The organism is Longimicrobium sp. (assembly GCA_036377595.1).
Classification (GTDB): domain Bacteria; phylum Gemmatimonadota; class Gemmatimonadetes; order Longimicrobiales; family Longimicrobiaceae; genus Longimicrobium.
In genome coordinates, this window is sequence record DASUYB010000184.1 from 1 (window position 1) to 20,505 (window position 20,505).

The window sequence follows — 20,505 nt, forward strand, 5'->3', positions numbered from 1 at the left end:
TGTCCGATCAGTTGCGGGCGCTGGGGATCGCCTACGCGGAAGGGTACGGTGCGGCGAACCTGGACCCCGCACCCGACATGGTGGTGGTGGGGAACGCCATCTCCCGCGGCAACCCGGAGCTGGAGGCAGTGCTCGACCGCCGCCTCCGCTACACATCTGCGGCGGTCGTCATCAAGGAGGAGTTCCTGCGCGACCGGCTGCCGCTGGCGGTGGCCGGGACCCACGGGAAGACGACCACCACCTCGCTGCTGGCGTGGGCCCTCGAGGCCGCCGGACTCGACCCGTCCTTCCTGGTCGGCGGCGTGGTGGAGAATTTCGGCGCCTCCTTCCGCCTCACCGATTCCCCCTACTTCGTGATCGAGGCCGACGAGTACGACACCGCGTATTTCGACAAGGGCCCGAAGATGTGGCACTACCTGCCCTGGGCGGCGGTGCTGAACAATGCCGAGTTCGACCACGCGGACATCTACCGCGACGAGGAGGCGTACCGCTTCGCCTTCGCGCGCTTCATCAACCTCGTTCCCGGCAGCGGCGCGCTGGTGGCCGGGTGGGACTCGCCGATCGTGCGCGAGCTGGCCCCGAAGGCGTTCGCGCCCGTGGAGAGCTTCGCCTACGGGGGGGAGGGGAGATCGGGCGGGGGCGACCATCCCCGTTGGACCGCGGAGGAGGTGGCGTTCGGCGCGGAAGGGACGCGCTTCACCGTGCTGCGCGGCGGGGAGCGCTGGGGCGCGGTGGAGACGCCGCTGACCGGCGCGTTCAACGTGCGCAACTGCCTGGCGGTGATAGCCGCGGCGGAGTTCATCGGCGCGGACCGCGACGGCGTGCGCGAGGGGCTGCGCACCTTCCGCAGCGTCAAGCGCCGGATGGAGGTGCGCGGCGAAGCGCGCGGGGTGACGGTGATCGACGACTTCGCGCACCACCCCACCGCCGTGCGCGAGACCATCGACGCCGTCCGCCAGCGCTACGGGACCCGGCCGGTGGTGGCGATCTTCGAGCCGCGCAGCTACACGGCGCAGCGCCGCGAATTCCAGGACGCGTACCGCCGCGCGTTCGGCTCGGCCGACCAGGTGGTGATGGCGGGCCTCTTCCACCCCGAGCGCTACACCGCGCAGACGGCGATGAACCCGACGGAGCTGGTGGAGGCGTGGAGAGGGGAGGGGAAGGAGGCGTGGTACATCGCCGACCCGGACGAGATCGTCGCGCACCTGGCGCCGCGGCTGCGCGGCGGCGAGGTGGTGCTGGTGATGTCGAACGGCGGCTTCGGCGGCATCCACGAGAAGCTGCTGAAGGCCCTCGCCGACGGCGGGTGAGTGCGTCTATTCGGGTGAGTCGATGCGGCTGGCAAGGCTGGGACGTTGATTCCGCAAGTGGTCGGCGCCGAGCTCGAGGATGCGGCGGACGGTCGCGAGCAGCGCCGTGGACGCGTCGGTCGAGGTGGCGGCGCCCCAGCCGTATTCCAGCGCATGCCTGCGGGCGCGGAGATCGTCGAGGACGTACAGGGCGCCGGCCAGCTCCTTCTCCGACAGCGCGGCGGCGCCCTTGATCGTGATCTCGTGGTGGTTCCCCGCGCGGATCTTCACGTCGCGCGCACGCACGATCGCGTACGCGGCCAGCCGGCCGGCATCGTAGCCCAGGATCGTGCGGTTCTTGGGCGTGAGCTGCGCGGTCGCCGCGTCGTGGTACGTCGAGAGCGCGTTCGCCCAGATGTCCGCCACCTCGTCGTCGCTGGCGGGGCTCGGCTGCAGCCACCCGGCATCGAGAAAGTTCTGGAAGCGGTCGCTCATGCCGCCTTCCTGCCGTCCGCGGGAAGGCGGTCCTCGGAGCCGAGCAGCCAGCGCTTCGGCCCGGTGACGGCGGTGGGAAGGAAGCTGACGCGCGGGTCGTTCCAGCGCACGAACTCGTCCCGGTCGAACAGCTTGAGATCCACCGGCCGCTCGAGCATGAAGTAGACGTCCGCGAGCGCCGCGGAGACTGCGCCGTCGGGAATGTCGCGGCCGTAGACCAGCAGGTCGACGTCGCTGTCGGGGCGGGCGTCGCCGCGGGCAAGGGAGCCGAAGATGAACGCGGCCTCCACGCCGGGAACGCCCATCAGCGCCGCGCGCAGCAGGAGCGGGATGCCGTAGGCGGCTACCAGCTTCTCGATCGCGCGCCACTCGGGCGTGTAGCCGCTGCGCACGTAGACGACGCGCCGCTCCTCGCGCTCGCGGCGGACGAGCCCCATCTCCACCAGCCGGGCGAGCTCCGCCTGCAGTGAGCGCTTGCCGACGCCGGTCGCGCGCTCCAGCGCACGCACGTGCAGCCGCGACTCGGGGCGCGCGACGAAGTGCGCGAGCAGCCGGGCGCGGGCCTCGGAGCCGACGAAGGCGGAGAGCTGGTCCAGTTCCATGCCCTCAATTGTAGGGCGCTCACGCCGCACGTCAATCCGTCCGCTGAGATCCCGTCCCTGGATGCACGAAAGCCCCCGGCGCGGACGACGGGGGCCTCACGCATTTCAATCCGACGCGCTTCAGCCGAGGCGCTTGGGCTCGCCGGCGGTGGCGGCGGGCTGCTCGGCGGCGGAGGCGGCCGGCGTGGTGGGCGCCGACTGCAGGTAGTTCTGCTGCTGGTTGGCCTGGATCGACTGCTCGTCGAGGCCGTTCAGCGAGCGCTTGAAATCACGGATCCCCTTGCCCATCCCGCTGGCCAGCTCGGGAAGCCGCTTGGCGCCGAACAGGAGCAGCAGGACGAAGAAGATCAGGATCATCTCGACGGGGCCGAGTCCGAAACCCATCGGAACCTCCTCAGGAAAGGGAAACGCGGGCGGATGCCCGCGACGTCAGCCGGGAGAGCCGGAGCGCAGCGCCATGAAAGATACATTGAACCGCCGCCGCATTCAATGGTTGCGTCGCCGGCGCGCGCTGCCCCCAACTCGTTCGCAAACAAGATGTTACGCGCGCGTTCCGGCCGCGGTCGGGCAACGGAGGATCTGTCCCGCGCGAATGACGACGCCGTGTAGGGATCTCGCCTACACGTGGGGCTTCTTCCGGACGAGCCGGGCGATCCAGGCTTCCGCGCGCCGCTGCATCTCATGGAGAAAGACACCTGTCTCGCGCGCAACCCTATCTCCCCCAAGCTCTTCCATCTCCCTGGAGGCATCGCTAGCGCATGATTCGGCGGCGGCGGGCGCGAGGCGCTACATTCCCGCTTCCGATCGTCATCGACCCGAATGCGGAGAGGCCGTGCCTTCGCACCGACGCCCGCTCATCCTCGGCCACCGCGGCGCGCCGCGCGAGGCGCCGGAGAACACGATGCGCGCCTTCCGCCTGGCGCTGGAGCAGGGCGCCGACGGGATCGAGCTCGACGTCCAGCCGTCCGCCGACGGGGTGGCGGTCGTCCTGCACGACGACCGCCTCGACCGCACCTCCGACGCGCGCGGCGAGGTGGCGCGGATGACGTGGGACGAGATCTCCGCCGCGCGCGCGGGCGGCGAGCCGGTGCCGCGGCTCGAGGACGTCGCCGCTTGGGCCGCGGAGGCGGACGCGTTCCTGAACGTCGAGATCAAGCGCCCGGGGATCGAGGCCGCCGCGGTGGAGATCGTCGAGCGGGCGGGGCGCACGGACGCGACCCTCTTCTCCTCCTTCCATCCCGAATCCGTGGCGGAGGTCCGGCGGCTGGCGCCCGGCGCGCACTGCTGGCTGCTGACGGAGGTGTGGACGCCAGAGGTGCTGGCGCTGGCGCGCGACCTGGGCGTGGGCGGCATCTGCCTGCACGATCCGCTCGCCGCGCCCGCGGTGCTGGAGACGCTGCGCGCCGCGAAGCTGGGCGTGGTGGTGTGGACGGTGGACAAGCCGGGGCGCATCCGCGCGCTGCTGCGGGCCGGCGTGATGGGCGTCATCACCAATCGCCCCGCGGCGGGCGTGGCGGCGCGCGATGAGGTGGAGCGCGATAGGGAAGCGGCCGCGGGGGGATGACGTCTCCCGCGCGCGGCGGCATCCCCGCGCTGTCCCGTTGTCTCCTGCCCCTGACGCTGGTCCGCCCCTTGCCCTGACTGCCAGCGCGCCCGCCGCGCACGGGCGCACGTTCCAACCGAGGCCGGATCGATGCTCCTGACGATTGCCGCGGCCGCGCTGCTCCAGCAGCAGCCGCAGCGCGACACCACGCCGCGCCGTCCGCGCGCGGACACCATCTACATCGGCCCGCGGCGCGACACCGCCGCCGCGGCGCCGCTGCCCGTGCCGCGAGCCGGGCAGCCGTCCGCCGCGCCCGCGCCCGTCCCGCAGCCCACCGGGCCGTCCCTCGCCGCGGACACGTCGTCCTCGATCTTCGACGCGCCGGGGACGCGCGCGCTGGTGGAGCGCGTGATCCGCGCGGGGAGCCAGGTGCCCGCGGGGCTCGACGACTATGCCGCGCGGATGGACGCCGCCATCTACCTCTCCATCCGCGCCGACTCGGCGCAGGGCGGCGAGCTTCCCGTGACCATCGACGAGTTCGCGGGGCAGGTGATGTGGGCGCGCGGCGAGGGGCTGGAGCAGCGCGTCACCGGCCACCGCGTGCGCATGCTGGCGCCCACGCCGTACACCGTGGGCTCGCTGCTGGAATCGCCCTGGGTGATCCCGCACCTGTACGGCAACACCATCTCCGTCTTCGCGCTCTCCGCCTCGCCGGGCGCGCGCACCCGCATCTCCGTGGCCGTCCATCCGTTCTCGTGGCGGGGGCTCGACTTCTACCACTACACCGCGGGCGACACGGTCCGCGTGCGTACGCAGCAGGGCGTGACCACGCTGGTGCCGGTGACCGTGCGGCTGCGGCCGGGGATCACCGACACCGCGCGCACGGTGGCGGGAACGTTCTACGTGGACGTGGACCGCGCCGCCGTGGCCCGGGCGCGCTTCGGCTTCGTGGAGCGGCGCGGCGGGCTGTTCGCGTCGGAGAGCGGCGTCTACTTCGAGCTGGAGAACGGGCTCGTCTCCGGCCGCTACTGGCTGCCCTACCGCCAGCGCCGCGAGCTGCAGGTGGCCTCGCCCCTGTTCGGCGGCGCGGCGGCGATCCGCATCGTCACCGCCTTCTCCGGCTTCCAGCTGAACCAGGGGTGGCGGCCCGCGCAGCAGGGCCAGCGGCTGGTGCGCGCGCTGGCGCCGGGTGACAGCGCGTTCGCCGGGTTCTCGCGCGCCGTGGGCGAGTTCGCCAACGCGACCGACATCGGCGACTTCGCGGACCTGCGCGCCGCCGTCCGTCCCCCCTCCGCCAACCCCGGCGCGCTGCGGGTGGCGATCCGCTACGAGCGCGGCGACCACCTCTTCCGCTACAACCGCGTGGAGGGCGCGTACCTCGGGCTGGGGGTGCGCGTGGAGCCGGGGAATCCGGACCGGCGCGACTGGGACCTGTACGCGACGGGCGGATGGGCCATCGCGGAGGGGACGGCGCGCGGCGAGGCCTCGGCGCGCTGGCATCCGCAGCCCGCCACCCCCGGCGCCGCGCGGTGGACGCTGGCGGCGACGGGATATCGCCGTCTCCGCGACCTGCAGGCCTTCCGCCCGCCGCTGCAGTGGGACCTGGGATACACGCTTGGCGCGGCACTGGCCGGCTACGACGTGCGCGACTACCTCGACGCCACCGGCGGCGAGCTGCAGCTGACCCGGCGCGCGGGGCCGTTCCTGGCGATGCTGGGCGGACGGTGGGAGCGGCAGGACTCGGTGAGCCGCAACGTCTCCGGCGGGCTGTTCGGCGGCGCCTCGGCCGACTTCCCGCCGCTGGCCGCGGTCGATCCCGGCACGCACGCGGCCGCCGAGGGCGAGCTGCGCTGGGCGCGCGGCGCGGGCGCGCTGTCGCTGGGGAACAGCCTGCTCGCCTCGCTCCGCGGCGAGGTGGGGCTCGCCGACTTCCACACGCAGCGGGTGACGGCGCTCCTTTCCTTCCGCCGCACGGGGAAGTACGTCACGCTCATCGGCCGGGGAGACGCGGGCGTGGTGGCGGGAACGGCGCCGCCGCAGTTCCTTTTCCGCTTCGGGGGGATCGAGGGGCTGCGCGGCTACGAGCGCAACGAGTTCGGCGGGAGCCGCGCGGCGCTGGGACGCGGCCGGCTGCTGCTGCACCTGCCGCCGTACGGCAGCCGGCCGGTGGCGCGCGCGGCGGGCTTCATCATCCCCCCGCTGCGCCCGGCGATCGTCTTCTCCACCGACGCCGGGTGGTCGGACGTGTCGGACGCGTCGGCGCCGGCGCTGGCGCGGCTGGGCTCGTCCGTCACCAACGGCGTGCGCTGGTCGTACGGCACGGGTCTCAGCATCTTCGAGGACGCGCTCTCGATCGAGTACGTGCGGCCGGGAGACGGCGGGAAGGGGAAGTGGTACGTGGGGTTCGTGGGCGCGTTCTGACGGCGCGCGGCCCCGCGCTTGCAACCGGGGCGGGACCGGAGCGCCCGCGCGGCGCCATCATCAGACCACGGGAAAGACGGAGCCGGAGCATGTCGTCCATCAGCCGCCCCCTGGCGGGGCCCTCGTTGACCTTCCGCCTCTCCGAGCAGCTGGCCGGGCTGCGCGCCGAGGAGGCGTACCGCCGCAGCGGCCGCGCCGGGCGCACCCTGGCCAAGTCGGGGCGGCTGCGGGTGGTGCTGCTGGCCGTGGCCGACGGCGTGGTGATCGGCACGCACCAGGCCGACAGCCCCATGACGCTGCAGGTGGTGGAGGGCGGGCTCGGCTACCGCGACGCGGGCGGACAGTACGAGCTCAAGCAGGGCGACCTGCTCTACTTCGGCCCCGGCCAGGCGGAGGACATCCGCGCCACGGCCGAGACGGCGCTGCTCCTCACCATCTCCGCCATCGACGACGACTTCCGGCCGGAGGAGCGGGGGAACTCGTAGTGCCGAGTGTGGCCCGGGTTCGATTGGATCCGCCGCGCTCGGGCCGCTTCCGGATCACGTACAGGCGCGATTGAATCTCACCCAGAGCCGCAGAGGAATGAGCAGCCTCCTCTGCGGCTCTGCGTCCTCTGCGTGAGATTTTTCTTCCTTTTCCATCCGTCCCCGCCCTCTCGTCTTTGATGTCCGTCGGCGTGGAGATGAGCCATCCCGTGCGGGCGTCACATCCGATCGGCCTCCTTCGTTCTCAGGAGACGCGGACAGGGTCGGAGCGGTCGATGTGACCGGCGTCGGAGGGCGGTCGTCACGGCGGGGAAAACATCTGTATGTAACGACGTGACGGGAGTGCGGCGGGCGGGCACGCTTGCGGAAACAGGCCCGCGCAAATACTGTATACGCGCGGCGTTGCGCCGCGAATTCCCCTTGCGCTCCCATACATCCCGGCACGCCGCCCGCGGCGGGCCCGATCACGCTCGAACCCGGGCATCCAGACCCGTGCACGGCCGGCACTGCGGCACGCCGGCGGGTCGCCGCCCCCGCGACGCTGCCCCGCTCGGAACCCGTTGAAGCCGCAACGCCACGCCGTCATCCTGGAGCTCGTCCGCGAGCAGCGCATCTCGTCGCAGGAGGCGCTGCGCGAGCGGCTGGCGCAGCGGGGGATCGAGGTGGCGCAGGCCACCCTCTCGCGTGACATCCGCGAGCTGGGGCTGGTGAAGGTGCCCGACGAGGACGGCGGCTCGGTGTACACCCTGCCGCCGGGGGTGACCGACCCCACGCCGACGCTGGCCCGCCTCCTCCCCAGCCTGTACCTGGGCGCCGACGGGGTGGGCAACCTGCTGGTGGTGAAGACGCTGGTGGGGGGCGCGCAGCCCATCGCGGTGGGGATCGACTGGGAGGAGTGGCCCGAGGTGGTGGGCACCATCGCCGGCGACGACACCGTGCTGGTGATCCTCCGCGACCCCGCGCGCCGCGAGGCCGTCACCCGGCGCATCGAGGAGCTGGCCGGGGTGGAGCGCTGAGGCGCGCGCAGCGGCGCCGGGGCAACGCCCGCGCCGCGGAAGTGCGCCCGTGCCGGTAGCAGGACGTAGCAGAACGTTGACGAACGCGACACGGACGTGTACCGTTCGAGACCGCTATTCCAGACGACTCCCGGCGACCCGATCCCCCCGCCCCCGTGCGGAGGGCCGGCCGCCATTCTCCCGTCGTTCGTTCCCGCAGTCTCCACGCACCGACCCTCTCCACACGGAAAGGAGGACGCCGCCCGCCGGACGGCAGACCGGCAGCAGACAAATCCCTGTCAGGACAACAGTTCACAGCAGTTCAGGAGAACGCAGATGAGTTTCTCGAGTCGTCTAGCCACGGCGCTCGGGGTGGTGGCCGCAGTGGCAGGGCTCGCCGCCTGGAGCCCCGCCGCCGCGCAGCAGACCGGAACGGTCTCGGGTGACGTGACCGCGGCCGGCTCCAGCGAGCCGCTCTCGGGCGTCAGCATCACCGTTTCGGGCACCAACCTGAGCGTGGTGACCAACCAGCAGGGCCACTACGTCCTGCGCAACGTGCCCGGCGGGCGCGCCGTGACCCTGCGCGCCCTGCGCATCGGCTACGTGGAGCAGACCCGCAGCGTGACCGTGCCCGCGGGCGGCGCCGCCACCGCCGACTTCCGCCTGGCCGTGTCGGCCGTGCAGCTGGCCCCCGTGGTGACCACCGCCACCGGCGAGGCGCGCCGCCTGACCGTGGGCAACGTGGTGGGCACCGTCGACGCCGCGCAGGTCACCCAGGAGCGGCCCATCGCCAGCATGTCGGACCTGCTGACCGCCCGCGTGCCGGGCGTGCAGGTGCTTCCCGGCAACTCCACCGGCACCGGCGGCCGCGTGCGCATCCGCGGCACCAGTTCGCTCTCGCTGTCGAACGACCCGATCTACGTGATCGACGGCGTGCGGATGAACTCCGCCACCAACTCGCAGGCGATCGGCGTCGGCGGCTCCACCATGAGCCGCGTGAACGACCTGAACCCCAACGAGATCGAGAGCATCGAGGTGGTGAAGGGGCCCTCGGCCTCGACGCTGTACGGCACCGACGCCGCCAACGGGGTGATCGTGATCCGCACCAAGCGCGGGCGCGTGGGCCGTCCGCAGTGGTCGGTGTACACCGAGCAGGGCGTGGTCACCGACCACAACACCTATCCCACGGCGTACCGCGCCTGGCGCACCGGCACCACCGCCACCACCAACAGCACCAGCGCCAACGGCGTGCAGTGCTTCCTGGTGGACGTGGCCGCGGCCCGCTGCGTTCAGGACAGCGTCACCTCCTTCAACCTGTTCGAGGACAGCCGCACCACGCCGCTGGGCACCGGGCGCCGCGACCTGTACGGGCTGCAGGTGTCGGGCGGCAGCGAGGTGCTGCGCTACTTCGTGTCGAGCGAGCTCGAGGCCGAGACGGGCGTGCTGAAGATCGCCCAGTTCGACGTGGACCGCCTGAACAACCGCGGCATCGACATCCGTGACGAGTGGATGCACCCGAACGCGCTCAACCGCGGCTCGGCGCGCGCCAACCTGAACGTCACGCTGAGCTCCAAGGCCGACTTCGCCGTGAACGCCAACTACATCGTGCTGGCGCAGCGGCTCCCGCAGATCGACAACAACACCACCGGCCTGCAGTCCAGCGCCTACGGCGGCCCGGGCTTCAGCGGCAACGTGACGGCCACCGGCGACTCGCTGCACGGGTACCGGGCCTTCACCCCCGGCGACATCTTCCAGGAGACGGTGCGCCAGGACATCAACCGCTTCATCGGCTCGGTCACCGGCAACTACCGGCCGTTCAGCTGGCTGACCGCGCGCGGCAACTTCGGCGCCGACTTCACCAACCGGGTGGACCGCGACCTGTGCCGCCGCAACAACTGCTCGGACTTCGGCAGCAGCCGCCTGGGCTTCAAGGGCGACTACCGCACCGCCTTCAACGTCTACACGGTCGACGCGGCCGCCACGGCCAACGCGCACCCCACCTCGTGGCTGACCTCGGGGACCACCGTGGGCGCGCAGTACTACCGCAATGTGTTCGACCGCAACGGGATGTACGGCCAGATCCTGCCTCCGGGCGCCACCACGGTGACGGCCGCCTCGGTGGTGACCGGTGACGAGAGCACCACCGAGTCGCGCACCCTGGGCGCCTTCGTCGAGGAGAACCTGGGGATCAACGACCGGCTGTTCATCACCGGCGCGGTGCGCTCGGACCGCAACAGCGCGTTCGGCGCCGACTTCAAGACGGTGTTCTATCCCAAGCTGTCGGTGAGCTGGGTGGTGTCGGAGGAGGGCTTCTTCCCCCACATGGGCTTCCTCGACGAGCTGCGCCTGCGCACCGCCTACGGCGCCAGCGGCGTGCAGCCCGGCACCATCGACGCGGTGCAGTACTACGCCGCCACCTCCGGCCGCTTCGACGGCGCGGAGCTCCCGGGCGTGGCCTTCAGCGCGGTGGGCAACCGCTCGCTGAAGCCCGAGCGCTCGACCGAGCTGGAGATGGGCGTCGACGCCCGCTTCTTCGGCAACCGGGTGAACACCGAGCTGACCTACTACAACAAGGACTCGCGCGACGCCCTGATCGCCCGCAACCTCCCGCTCTCGCTGGGCACCGGCAGCACGGTGCGCTTCGAGAACCTGGGCGAGGTGCGCAACTGGGGGTGGGAGTGGCTGGTGAACGGCCAGCTGCTGGAGCGCTCGTTCCTGGGGTGGGACGTGACGGTGTCGGGGTCGCACAACTCCAACGAGCTGGTCGACCTGGGCGGCGTGCCGCCGATCATCGGCGCCACCATCCAGAACCGCGAGGGCTTCCCGCTGAACGGCTTCTGGCAGCGGCCCATCAAGAGCTTCTCCGACGCCAACGGCAACGGGATCATCGAGGTCAGCGAGCTGGTGATCGGCGACACCGCCGAGTTCATCGGCTACTCGCAGCCGCGCACCGAGATCACCTTCACCAACGGGTTCGACCTGTTCAACCGGAAGGTGCGGATCACGGCGCTGTTCGACCACAAGGCCGGCAACGTGCTGCTGAACGGCACGGAGCGCATCCGCTGCCAGAGCCGCAACAACTGCCGCGGCGACGTGGACCCGACCGCTCCGCTCGAGGAGCAGGCCCGCGCGGTGGCGGTGCGCTCGCACCCGTCGGCGTCGCAGGCGGGGTACATGGAGGACGCCTCGTTCTGGCGCTTCCGCGAGCTGGGCGTGACGCTGAACGCGCCCGAGCGCTTCGCGCGCCGCTTTGGCGGGCGGTCGCTGTCGGCCACCTTCTCGGCCCGCAACCTCAAGGTGTGGACCGACTACAGCGGCATCGACCCCGAGAGCAACTACGGCCAGAACGACGTGCCGACCGACTTCCAGACGGCGCCGCCGCCGAGCTACTACACGCTGCGCGTCAACCTTGGCTTCTGACGCCAGAAGGAGAGAGAGACCTACCATGCGAATGACCCGCAAGGCGATCGGCAGCCGCCTGCGCGTGGCCCTGGGAGCGGCGCTCGCCGCCGTCTCCCTGGGTGCGTGCGACACGGACGAGCTCCTGCAGGTGACCGATCCCGACATCATCAACCCCATCGACGTGGCGTCGCCGGACGGGGCCGAGGCGCTGCGGCTGGGCGCCATGGCCCGGTTCATCGGCGCCACCACGGGGTACAACGGCGGCAGCTCGGGCGAGACGCTGTGGATGTACAGCGGCCTGCTGGCCGACGAGTGGCAGACCGGCGACACGTTCGCGCAGCGGATCGAGACCGACGCGCGCCACGCGATCGACAGCAACGCCAACCTCGCCAACGGCTACCTGTACGCCCACCGCGCCCGGGTGTCGGCGGCCCAGGCCATCCGCGCCATCGCGGCGTACAACCCCGCGGCGCCCACGTGGCAGACCGCGGAGCTGTTCTTCGTCGAGGCGTACATCGAGAACATGCTGGCCGAGCACTTCTGCAACGGCATCGCGTTCTCCGACGTGTTCGACGGCGTGGACACCTACGGCCCGCAGCTGACGGGAACGCAGGTGTACAACCAGGCGCTGGCCCACGCCGACTCGGGGCTGGCGGCGCTGGGCGCCGGCACCAGCGCGCAGGAGAACAAGGTGCGCAACGCGCTGAAGCTCACGCGCGGGCGCATCCTGGTGAACCTGGGCCGCTTCACCGACGCCGCGGCCGAGGTGGCGGCGGTGCCGACGACGTACGCCTACGAGCACCAGCACTCGCTCACCACCCGCACCAACACGGTGGGCGAGATGAACAACGTGGGGCGCCGCTACACGATGGGCGACAACGAGGGGACGAACGGCCTGAACTTCGTGTCGGCCAACGACCCGCGCCTGCCCACCTGCACCGGCATCTCCACGCCGACCACCACGCGCTGCCAGCAGCGCGGCTTCACCACCAGCAACACGCCGTTCAACACCACCAACGCGGTGCCCCTGCGGGTGCAGCTGCGCTGGACGTCGGGGCTGCAGACGGGCGCCACGGCGGCGCAGAGCAGCCCCGACAGCGTGCTCCTGGGCAAGGAAGCGCGCCTGATCGAGGCCGAGGCGCAGCTGCGCGCGGGCAACTTCGCGGGCGCGGGCGGCACGCTGGCCATCCTGAACGCGCTGCGCACCACGGTGGTGGGGCTGGCCCCGCTGGTCGATCCGGGCACCGCGGTGGCGCAGCAGAACCTGTTCTTCCGCGAGAAGGCGTTCTGGATGTACTCGCACGGCACCCGCCTGGGTGACCTGCGGCGCCTGATCCGGCAGTACGGGCGCGGGGCCGAGACCGTGTTCCCCACCGGCGTGTTCGCCGAGGGCGGCAACTACGGGCCGGACGTGAACCTGATCCTGCCGCAGCAGGAGCGGAACAACCCCAACTTCACGGGCTGCCTGGACCGCAACGCGTAAGCGTCGCGCGGAACGGTCGGATCGTGAAGTGACGAAGGCCCGGCGAGCGCAAGCTCGCCGGGCCTTTCGTTCGCCCTGGCTCCCGCCGCGGACCGTCAGGGCCGCGTGGGCACCAGCTCGGCCTGCAGGCGCTCCATCAGCGCGGCGTCCACGCCGTACATCCGCGCCACGTACGCCAGCGTCACCCCGTCGTCGCGCAGGTCGCGCAGGCGGTCGGCCGCCAGGCGGCGGATCAGCGCCTCGGCGGGGTCGGGCTCGGGCTCGGTAACGGGAAGTGCACGGATCGGGCGCGGCGCGGCGGCCTCCAGGGCGTTCAGCAGGGGTGCTTCCAGGGGCATCGTTCAAGGGCTCGGAGCGTCGTTTCCGCGGGGCGGTCAGGGCCGTTCCCAAGGCGCATTTCGCGTGCCGCGTCCGGGGCACCGGCGACGGCAGACGTTTCTGCAATGTTGGCATTTCTCAAGAGCGGTTTGGGCGTGTTTGGCGCCGAGACGCCAAAACGGGCTGCGCGCGCGGTAGGGCACGATACCGCTGTGCCCAACCGCGCCGGGCCACCGCCGCGCCCGGCATCTTCGCGTCACGCGGCACCGGTGCGTGCGCGGCGGCGTCCCGGCCCTCCGGGCGCGCATCCCTCACGCAAAGTATGTCGCCGCAATGAGTTCTCCCCTCCCCTGCGTAGCGGGGGAGGGGCCGGGGGAGGGGGCCACTCCGCGGCCACGCGAATCCTCGCCCCAGCGGTGATGTCCTCCCCCCTACCTCTCCCGGTACGGGCCCGTACCGGGAGAGGTGGCGAGCCCCAGCGAGCCGGAGAGGGCGCGACACCGCGGATCGCGCCGATGCCCGGGTTCTTCCGCGAAGTGCGCATCGCGCGTAGCTTTGCGCCACTTCGACCGAACTTCCCGAACTCACGGCCGGTGATGACCGAGACCTGTTCCGCGTGCGGCGCCGAGGCGTCCGGACGCTTCTGCCAGCACTGCGGCGCCGCCATCAGCGCGGCGTGCCGCGAGTGCGGCAACCCGCTCCCCAAGGGGGCGCGCTTCTGTAACATGTGCGGGGCCGCGGCGTCTCCTACGGCGTCGCCGGCGGCACGCACCTCCGCGCTCCCGTGGGCGGTGGCGGGGATCGCCGTGGCGGCGCTGCTGGCGGTGCTGGTAATCCCGCGGCTGGGCGGGCGCGGCGAGCAGCCCTCCGCCGGACAGCCGCCGTTCGCGCAGGCGCCGGCCGCGCAGGGGCCGGTGACGGGCGGGCCGCAGGGGAACCCCGCCGCGGTGGACCTTGCGTCGATGACGCCGCGCGAAGCCGCGGACCGGCTGTTCAACCGCGTGATGACCGCGGTCTCGGCCAACGACACGGCGCAGGCGCTGCGCTTCCTGCCGATGGCCATCGCCGCGTACGAGCGCGTGGACTCGCTGGACGCGGACGGGCGCTACCACCTGGGCGCGCTGCACCTGGTCTCCGGCCAATGGGCCGCGGCGCGCGCGCAGGCGGACACGATCCTGGCCGCCAGCCCCACGCACCTGTACGGGCTCTTCGTCGCGGCGCAGGCGGAGGCGGGGCGCGGCAACCAGGCGGCCGCGAAGGAGCTCTACCGCCGCTTCCTCCAGGCGTACGACGCGGAGACGGCGAAGAAGCTCCCTGAGTACGAGGAGCACGCGCAGGGTCTCCCCGCGATGAAGGCCCAGGCCGAGCAGGCGGTGCGGTAGGGGAGTGCTGAGTGCTGAGTGGATCGGAACGACGATCCCCGGCGGCTCGTGAGGAGCGGCCGGGGATTCTCTTGCGATGTGGGGATGGTCAGCCGGGGCCGATGAGGCGCTGGAGCAACTCCAGGTCGCGGCGCGAGGTGTCGGCGAGGGTGGTGGCGATAGACGCCAGCGCGTCCAGCACCTGCCGCGGCGTGGCCACCTGCCCGGCTCCGCCCGGCCAGGCGCCCAGCCGCACGGAGCCCGTGGGGACGCGCCGGAGCGCCGGGTCGTCCCATGCGAGGGGCGTGATGCCGATCACCGCCTCCCGGGGGAGCACCACCCGCTCGATCGCCCGTCCCTGGCGGAGCACGCCGTCCGAGCCGAGCGCCACCAGCGCGATCTCGACGGCGCGCTCGAGCCTGCCACCGTCCACCGCCCGCGGGCGAGACGCGGAGATGTAGCGTCCGATCACCACCCGGTGGAGGATGGCGCGCCGGGGAAGAACCGCGCCCTTCACGCCACCTGCACGCGCGACCCGCCCGGTGAAGCCGCGCATGGGCAGATCCTCGAAGTACGCGCCCAGCTCGGCGGCCATCTGCTGCGCCACCTCTGCCAGCACCAGGCCGGCCGGGGCGCCGCCGGTGGCCTGCGCCAGCGCGGCCCGGACGTCGCGGAGCCGCGCCTGCGCGTCGGCGGCGTCGTGGTGGGGCGAGTCAGGCTCGTTCGTCATCACCCTGCCGGTCCCTTCAGGTCACCGCGGCTCCGCGCCGGGGCCGAGGTAGACGGTGCCGTCCTTCATCACGAAGCGCACGCGCCGCCACGAGGCCACGTCGCGCGTGGGGTCGCCCTCGAGCGCCACCAGGTCGGCCAGCAGCCCCTGGCGGATGGAGCCGACGCGGTCGTCCATGCGGAAGATGCGGGCGTTCACCGAGGTGGCCGCCATCAGCACCTGCAGCGGCGTCATCCCGTACTCCACCATCAGCTCCATCTCGCGCACGTTGTCGCCGTGCGTGTACACGCCCACGTCGCCGCCCATGCAGATGGTAACGCCGGCGTCGAGCGCGGCCCGGAAGCTCCGCTTCTTCTGCGTCACCTGCGGCGGCTCGGGGTCGCGCCCCTTGCGCCAGCCGCGGTACGTCCGGACCGCCTCCGTGGCCGCCAACGTGGGACAGTAGGCGACCTTGCGCTCGCGCATCAGGCGGAACACCTCGGGGGTGCCCTCGTCGCCGTGCTCGATGGTGCTGACGCCGGCCACCACCGCGCGGCGCATCCCCTCGGGCGTGGCCGCGTGCGCCACGACGGGGCGGCCGACGCTGGTGGCGGCGTCGACGATGGCGCGCAGCTCGGCCTCGGTGAAGGTGGGGCGTGCGGGCTCGCCCTCGCCCAGGCGGTAGTCGGCGTACACCTTCACCCAGTCGGCGCCGTGGCCGATCTGGTCGCGCGCGATCCTCGCGGACTCCTCCGGCCCGCTGGCCTCCTCGGCGCCCTGCGGCAGCCGCCACTCGGGCGCGCCCTTGGGGCCGTATGCGCCCGTGGCCACCATCGCCCTCGTCACCACGATCAGCCGCGGGCCGGGGATGATCCCCTCGTCGATCGCGCGCTTGAGGCCGACGTCGGCGTAGCCCGCTCCTTCGGTGCCCAGGTCGCGCTCGGTGGTGAAGCCGGCGAGGAGGGTCGCCCGCGCGGACGCGGTGGCGCGCGCGACGCGGAGCGCCAGCGGCTCGGAGAGCACCTGCTCGTCCCAGCTGGCCTCGTTGTAGGGATGGAGGAGGAGGTGCGAGTGCCCCTCGATCATCCCCGGGATCAGCGTGGTCCCGGGGAGGTCGACCACGCGCGCGCCCACGTCCGCGAGCGACGCCGCCGGCCCCGCGCCGGCGATGCGGTTGCCCTCCACCAGCACAGCCCAGCCCTCGTGCAACTCGGCGCCGTCGAACACGCGCGCGGGGCGCAGGAGCGTGCGCTGCGGCGGCGGCGCAGCCTGCGCACGGGCGGCCAGGGGAAGCGCGAGCGGGAGGAGCAGGGCGAGAAATCGGAGGGTGCGCATGGGCCGGGAGACGTGGCGGGTTCGAAGCGCGTGGGCGCGGACGCGGGACAAGCTATGCGCGCGCGCCGCGGCGTTCAACGCGGATGGCGAGGGTGCACCGCTGCGATGCAGATGATCCGGTCCGCAGAGGTGGAGGGGCGAATGAATTCGCTGCAACAACCACACGAAGTCCGCCTTCGCGGACTACAGGCATCTCCGAGGGCGAGATGACGGTGCGCGCGACGGGGATCCGGGTGGGCGCGGTCACTTCGACGACAGCCCAGATCCATCATTTCCCACGATCTCCCAAACCGCGTGGGTGGATGATTATGCATCGGCAAGGCCGGAAACGAATGGTGAATCGGGTACAGATATTTGATTGATAAACAATAGGTTGCGCAGATTAATGCACCAGATCGGTGCGCGGCGATGTGTTTCGGAGCGGCGGATGATCTGGTTGAAAATTCACAAGTCGAGTATTCATGCGGGTTTTGCGCCCAGGCGCGGAATGGCGCACTCGTTGCCTTGTCCATGGCCGCACGACATCCCTCGAACGCTGGTGCCACTCGCCCGGACTCCCCCACCGGTGGACGTGCACGGCCGCCCCGTTCACCCATCACCACTCGCTCGACAGGAGAGTCGATGTACCGCATCCGCAACACGGCGGTCGGCGTGCTGGCGGCCGCCGCGCTGGCAGCCTGCTCCGACAACCCCGCCACCCCGAACCAGACGCTGATCCCCCAGGCGGCCGCCCCGTCGGTGGCCGTGGATCCGGTGGTGCCGGGCGAGGTGCTGGTGAAGTTCAAGGATGTGAACGGTGCGATCGCGGCGGCCCGCTCGCTGGGCACGCCGGTCCAGCAGGAGGGCTACCGGCACGCCTACTCGATCGTGGCGGTGGAGAACGGGCAGGAGCGCGCCGAGGCCGCGCGCCTGGCCGCCGACCCGCGGGTGGAGTGGGCCGAGCCCAACTACATCCGCCACGTGGACGCCATCGACAGCCGCCTATGGGCGTTCTTCAACCCGGGCGGGCTGAACATGTCGTTCTACAACGACCCGAACGGCGCCACCGGCCCCATCCCGGCCAGCTACGCGTCGACGCTCGACGCCGACGAGGACGCCATCGAGGGGATCGCCGCGGGCGGCGCCGACGTGGTGATCGGCAGCATCGACACGGGCGTGGATTTCAACCACCCCGAGTTCACCGGGCGCCTGATCGCCGGCTGCGACTGGTACAGCCAGGCCGCCGCGGGGAACGGCAGCGCCACCTGCACCGACTTCACGCCGTTCGACACCCCCGACGAGGGGCACGGCACGCACACCACCGGCACGATGGCCGGTACCACGGTGGGCGTGGCCGGCGTGACCGGCGCCAGCCCGCACGTGAAGGTGTACGTGCAGCGCGTGTGCGGCGCGGCGGGGTGCTACACCTCGTCGATCATCAACGCCATCCGCGCGGCCGCCGACCAGCCGAACATGGTGGCGATGAACCTGTCGCTGGGCGGGAGCATCGAGAGCCAGGGCGAGAAGAGCGCCATCAGCTACGCCGTGGGCAAGGGCGTGCTGGTGATCGCGGCCGCGGGGAACAGCGGCACCAGCAAGGTCGGCTGCCCGGCCTGCGACGCCAACGCCATCTCGGTGTCGGCCACCACCTGGCAGGACGCGCTCGCCTCGTACTCGCAGTACGGCAGCGGGCTCGACATCTCGGCGCCGGGCGGGTACTGCTACAGCAACACCACCGAGGAGGGGTGCATCTTCAGCGCGATCGTGGCCGGCTACACCGGCGGCCGCACCTACAGCGGCCCGCTGCCGGGCGGCAGCTACGCCTACATGCTGGGCACCTCGATGGCCACGCCGCAGGTGACCGGCGCCGCGGCCGCAGTGGCCTCGAAGACGGGGCTGCGCGGCAGCGCGCTGCGCACCCGCCTGCAGAGCACGGCCGACGACCGGGGCACGGCCGGCTACGACACCAAGTTCGGCAACGGCCGCCTGAACGTGTACCGCGCGGTGACCAACACCTCGCTGGGCGCCGGGCTGTAAGATCTCCGAAGCAGTTATCGGCGGTGTCGTTCCGAATCCGGGGCGGCACCGCCGTTCTTCATCTCAAAGAAAGAGATGGCCTCACGCGGAGACGCGGAGGCGCGGAGAACTCATCGCGTCGGTGAGTTTCTCCCGCGGCTCCGCGTCTCCGCGTGAGATTTTCGTTTTCAGGGGGATGAGGCGTGAGGCTTGCACGCCCATGACGATCGCCGCGCCGCCTCGCTGCGGGCGGCGATTTCGTCCGTCCAGGCAGGAGATCGGGATCTTGACCGTGCCTCGTCCGCTCGCCCGCCGCGCCGCGCTTCCGCTCGGCGCGCTGCTGTTGGCCGCCGCGTGCCGGCCCACGCCGCCGGTGTCCGGCCCCGTGCCGTCCGGCCCGCCCGCGCCGGTCGCGTACACGCCACTGACCGCGGGGCTGCCGCCGATCCCCGCCGTCGACGGGCCGCTGGCGATCCGCCTGGTGGCGCCGGAGCCGGGGGAGGCGCGGCCGCGGCGCGACTCCACCTTCCTCTACGGCAGCGTGGGGACTGGAGATGCGGCGCTGGTGATCAACGGCGCGCAGGTGCCGGTGGCGCCGAACGGGGCGTTCCTGGCCTACCTCCCCGTGCCCGCGGACGGGACGTGGCGGCTGGCGGCGTTCAAGGGCGGCGAGCGTGCGGAGGCGTCGTACACCTACCGCGCGGACGCCGGCGCGCCGAGCGGGGCGCAGGCGGATACGGCGACGCAGGCGGCGACGACGGACACCTCGGCCGCGCGCCCGGCACCGGCGGCGAGCGAGGCGTTCACCGCGCCGCGCGCGGGCGTCGTCACGCGCAGCGGCGACACGCTGGCCACCGGCTCCGACGCCATCTACGCGCGGCCCACGCCGACGGGCCCGTATCGCTGGTTCTTCCCGCGGGGGACGCGGCTGGCGCTGCTGGAGCGGCGCGGCGGGCAGTACCGCGTGCGGCTGGACACCACCGTCGCGTGGATCGACACCGCGAACGTGCGCGCCTCGGCGGACGCGGCGCAGCTGCCGACGGTGGGGCGCGCGGTGACGGTGACGGCGGGGGCGGCGCCAGAGGTGCGCATCCCGGCCGGGTTCGCGCCGTTCCTGGTGACGGCGGACAGCGCGGGGGTGCACGTGACCGTCTACGGCGCGAGCGCGGCGGCGATGCTGAACGTCACGCCGGACGATTTCGTCACCGGCGCGGGCCAATCCTCTCCCTCGCCGTCGCAGTACCGGGTGGACGTGGCCCTGTCGCGCTGGCCGTGGGGATACAAGGCGTTCTACGAGGGGGAAGGAACGCTCGTCGTGCGCATCCGCCGGCCGCCGCGGATCGACGCGGCCGATCCGCTGCGCGGCATCCGCATCGTGGTCGATCCCGGCCACCCGCCCGCGGGGGCGACGGGGCCCACGGGGTTCCAGGAGAAAGACGCGAACCTGGCGATCGGCCTGCGCGTGGCCGAGCGGCTGCGCGCGGCGGGGGCGATCGTGAGCATGACGCGCACGACCGACGTCTCCGTGGAGCTGGGCGCGCGGCCGGCGCAGGCGGTGCGGGAGAACGCCGATCTCCTCATCTCCATCCACAACAACGCGTTCGGGGCGGAAGCCAACCCGTTCCGCGACCACGGGACGAGCACCTACTGGTTCCAGCCCTTCTCGACGGACCTCTGCCGCGCGCTCGACCGCCAGATCGCGGCGGCCACGCAGATCCCCGACCTGGGCGCGAAGTGGGGGAACCTGGCGCTGGTGCGGCCCACGTGGATGCCGAGCTGCCTCACCGAGTCGCTGTTCATGCCCATCCCCGAGCAGGAGGCGGCGCTGCGCGACCCGGGCTTCCTGGACCGCCTGGCCGACGCGCACGTCCGTGGCATCGCCGACTTCCTCCGGATGCGGGTGAACAGATAAAAAGAGATAGTCTCACGCAGCAGGCGTTCGACAGTTCCGGCTACATGCGAGACCCAGGATTGGCGCCAATCCTGGGTTTTTCGCGCTCAAAACACTGGATTTACCGATTTTTTGTTGTACACGGATTTTCGATGTGCATTGACTCAGCAACAGGCGTGCA

The 20,505-nt window shown here is 72.0% G+C and carries 16 protein-coding genes; 10 read left to right on the top strand and 6 right to left on the bottom strand.

Annotated features, from left to right (window positions below; translation table 11 throughout):
• Positions 1–1,310: UDP-N-acetylmuramate:L-alanyl-gamma-D-glutamyl-meso-diaminopimelate ligase (gene mpl / locus VF092_29645; GenBank protein ID HEX6751493.1), on the top strand; the 1,310-nt coding region annotated here is incomplete at its 5' end.
• Between the two features lie 6 nt (positions 1,311–1,316).
• On the opposite strand, the gene VF092_29650 is transcribed toward mpl, so the two are convergent.
• The 3 genes from VF092_29650 to tatA form a co-directional block, all read right to left on the bottom strand.
• Positions 1,317–1,784: a hypothetical protein gene (locus VF092_29650; protein ID HEX6751494.1), complete on the bottom strand. Its 468-nt coding sequence runs from the start codon at positions 1,782–1,784 to the stop codon at positions 1,317–1,319.
• Positions 1,781–2,386, bottom strand: coding sequence for a nucleotidyltransferase domain-containing protein (locus tag VF092_29655; GenBank protein HEX6751495.1), 606 nt, complete (start codon positions 2,384–2,386; stop codon positions 1,781–1,783). The genes VF092_29650 and VF092_29655 overlap by 4 nt, the downstream gene beginning before the upstream one ends.
• 120 nt (positions 2,387–2,506) lie before the next feature.
• Positions 2,507–2,770 (bottom strand): twin-arginine translocase TatA/TatE family subunit, encoded by a 264-nt coding sequence (gene tatA / locus VF092_29660; GenBank protein HEX6751496.1) that lies wholly within the window; start codon positions 2,768–2,770, stop codon positions 2,507–2,509.
• A 448-nt stretch (positions 2,771–3,218) separates the two neighbouring features.
• On the opposite strand from tatA, the gene VF092_29665 reads away from it, so the two are divergent.
• From VF092_29665 to VF092_29690, 6 genes are all read left to right on the top strand, one after another.
• The gene (locus VF092_29665) at positions 3,219–3,950 is read left to right on the top strand and encodes a glycerophosphodiester phosphodiesterase family protein (protein ID HEX6751497.1); all 732 of its coding nucleotides are present in this window, start codon (positions 3,219–3,221) and stop codon (positions 3,948–3,950) included.
• A gap of 129 nt (positions 3,951–4,079) precedes the next feature.
• Entirely contained in the window at positions 4,080–6,350 is a 2,271-nt protein-coding gene (locus VF092_29670; GenBank protein HEX6751498.1) for a hypothetical protein, read from the top strand.
• Positions 6,351–6,439: 89 nt separating this feature from the next.
• Positions 6,440–6,835: a hypothetical protein gene (locus VF092_29675; protein HEX6751499.1), complete on the top strand. Its 396-nt coding sequence runs from the start codon at positions 6,440–6,442 to the stop codon at positions 6,833–6,835.
• A 560-nt stretch (positions 6,836–7,395) separates the two neighbouring features.
• Positions 7,396–7,851, top strand: coding sequence for an arginine repressor (gene argR, locus VF092_29680; GenBank protein HEX6751500.1), 456 nt, complete (start codon positions 7,396–7,398; stop codon positions 7,849–7,851).
• A 315-nt stretch (positions 7,852–8,166) separates the two neighbouring features.
• Complete coding sequence (locus tag VF092_29685; protein ID HEX6751501.1) at positions 8,167–11,250, top strand: SusC/RagA family TonB-linked outer membrane protein; 3,084 nt, start codon at positions 8,167–8,169, stop codon at positions 11,248–11,250.
• Between the two features lie 25 nt (positions 11,251–11,275).
• Entirely contained in the window at positions 11,276–12,715 is a 1,440-nt protein-coding gene (locus VF092_29690; GenBank protein HEX6751502.1) for a hypothetical protein, read from the top strand.
• A gap of 95 nt (positions 12,716–12,810) precedes the next feature.
• On the opposite strand, the gene VF092_29695 is transcribed toward VF092_29690, so the two are convergent.
• Positions 12,811–13,053 carry a hypothetical protein gene (locus VF092_29695; GenBank protein HEX6751503.1) on the bottom strand — a complete coding sequence of 81 codons (243 nt, stop codon included), beginning with the start codon at positions 13,051–13,053 and terminating at the stop codon, positions 12,811–12,813.
• A gap of 576 nt (positions 13,054–13,629) precedes the next feature.
• On the opposite strand from VF092_29695, the gene VF092_29700 reads away from it, so the two are divergent.
• Positions 13,630–14,415, top strand: a complete 786-nt coding sequence (locus VF092_29700; protein ID HEX6751504.1) for a zinc ribbon domain-containing protein — start codon at positions 13,630–13,632, stop codon at positions 14,413–14,415.
• A gap of 88 nt (positions 14,416–14,503) precedes the next feature.
• Here the strand turns inward: VF092_29700 and VF092_29705 are convergent, their stop codons facing one another.
• Both VF092_29705 and VF092_29710 read right to left on the bottom strand, forming a co-directional pair.
• Positions 14,504–15,124, bottom strand: a complete 621-nt coding sequence (locus VF092_29705; protein ID HEX6751505.1) for a hypothetical protein — start codon at positions 15,122–15,124, stop codon at positions 14,504–14,506.
• 21 nt (positions 15,125–15,145) lie between these two features.
• Positions 15,146–16,438: an amidohydrolase family protein gene (locus tag VF092_29710; protein ID HEX6751506.1), complete on the bottom strand. Its 1,293-nt coding sequence runs from the start codon at positions 16,436–16,438 to the stop codon at positions 15,146–15,148.
• A gap of 621 nt (positions 16,439–17,059) precedes the next feature.
• On the opposite strand from VF092_29710, the gene VF092_29715 reads away from it, so the two are divergent.
• A complete protein-coding gene (locus tag VF092_29715; protein HEX6751507.1) occupies positions 17,060–18,454 on the top strand; it encodes a S8 family serine peptidase in 1,395 nt (464 codons plus the stop codon).
• 271 nt (positions 18,455–18,725) lie between these two features.
• Positions 18,726–20,345: an N-acetylmuramoyl-L-alanine amidase gene (locus VF092_29720; GenBank protein HEX6751508.1), complete on the top strand. Its 1,620-nt coding sequence runs from the start codon at positions 18,726–18,728 to the stop codon at positions 20,343–20,345.
• The last annotated feature ends 160 nt before the right edge of the window (positions 20,346–20,505 follow it).

Coding starts and splice junctions, on each gene's coding strand:
- VF092_29650 (HEX6751494.1), bottom strand. CDS start 1,784: ATGAGCGACCGCTTCCAGAACTTTCTCGATGCCGGGTGGCTGCAGCCG.
- VF092_29655 (HEX6751495.1), bottom strand. CDS start 2,386: ATGGAACTGGACCAGCTCTCCGCCTTCGTCGGCTCCGAGGCCCGCGCC.
- tatA (HEX6751496.1), bottom strand. CDS start 2,770: ATGGGTTTCGGACTCGGCCCCGTCGAGATGATCCTGATCTTCTTCGTC.
- VF092_29670 (HEX6751498.1), top strand. CDS start 4,080: ATGCTCCTGACGATTGCCGCGGCCGCGCTGCTCCAGCAGCAGCCGCAG.
- VF092_29675 (HEX6751499.1), top strand. CDS start 6,440: ATGTCGTCCATCAGCCGCCCCCTGGCGGGGCCCTCGTTGACCTTCCGC.
- VF092_29685 (HEX6751501.1), top strand. CDS start 8,167: ATGAGTTTCTCGAGTCGTCTAGCCACGGCGCTCGGGGTGGTGGCCGCA.
- VF092_29690 (HEX6751502.1), top strand. CDS start 11,276: ATGCGAATGACCCGCAAGGCGATCGGCAGCCGCCTGCGCGTGGCCCTG.
- VF092_29695 (HEX6751503.1), bottom strand. CDS start 13,053: ATGCCCCTGGAAGCACCCCTGCTGAACGCCCTGGAGGCCGCCGCGCCG.
- VF092_29700 (HEX6751504.1), top strand. CDS start 13,630: ATGACCGAGACCTGTTCCGCGTGCGGCGCCGAGGCGTCCGGACGCTTC.
- VF092_29705 (HEX6751505.1), bottom strand. CDS start 15,124: ATGACGAACGAGCCTGACTCGCCCCACCACGACGCCGCCGACGCGCAG.
- VF092_29710 (HEX6751506.1), bottom strand. CDS start 16,438: ATGCGCACCCTCCGATTTCTCGCCCTGCTCCTCCCGCTCGCGCTTCCC.
- VF092_29715 (HEX6751507.1), top strand. CDS start 17,060: ATGTACCGCATCCGCAACACGGCGGTCGGCGTGCTGGCGGCCGCCGCG.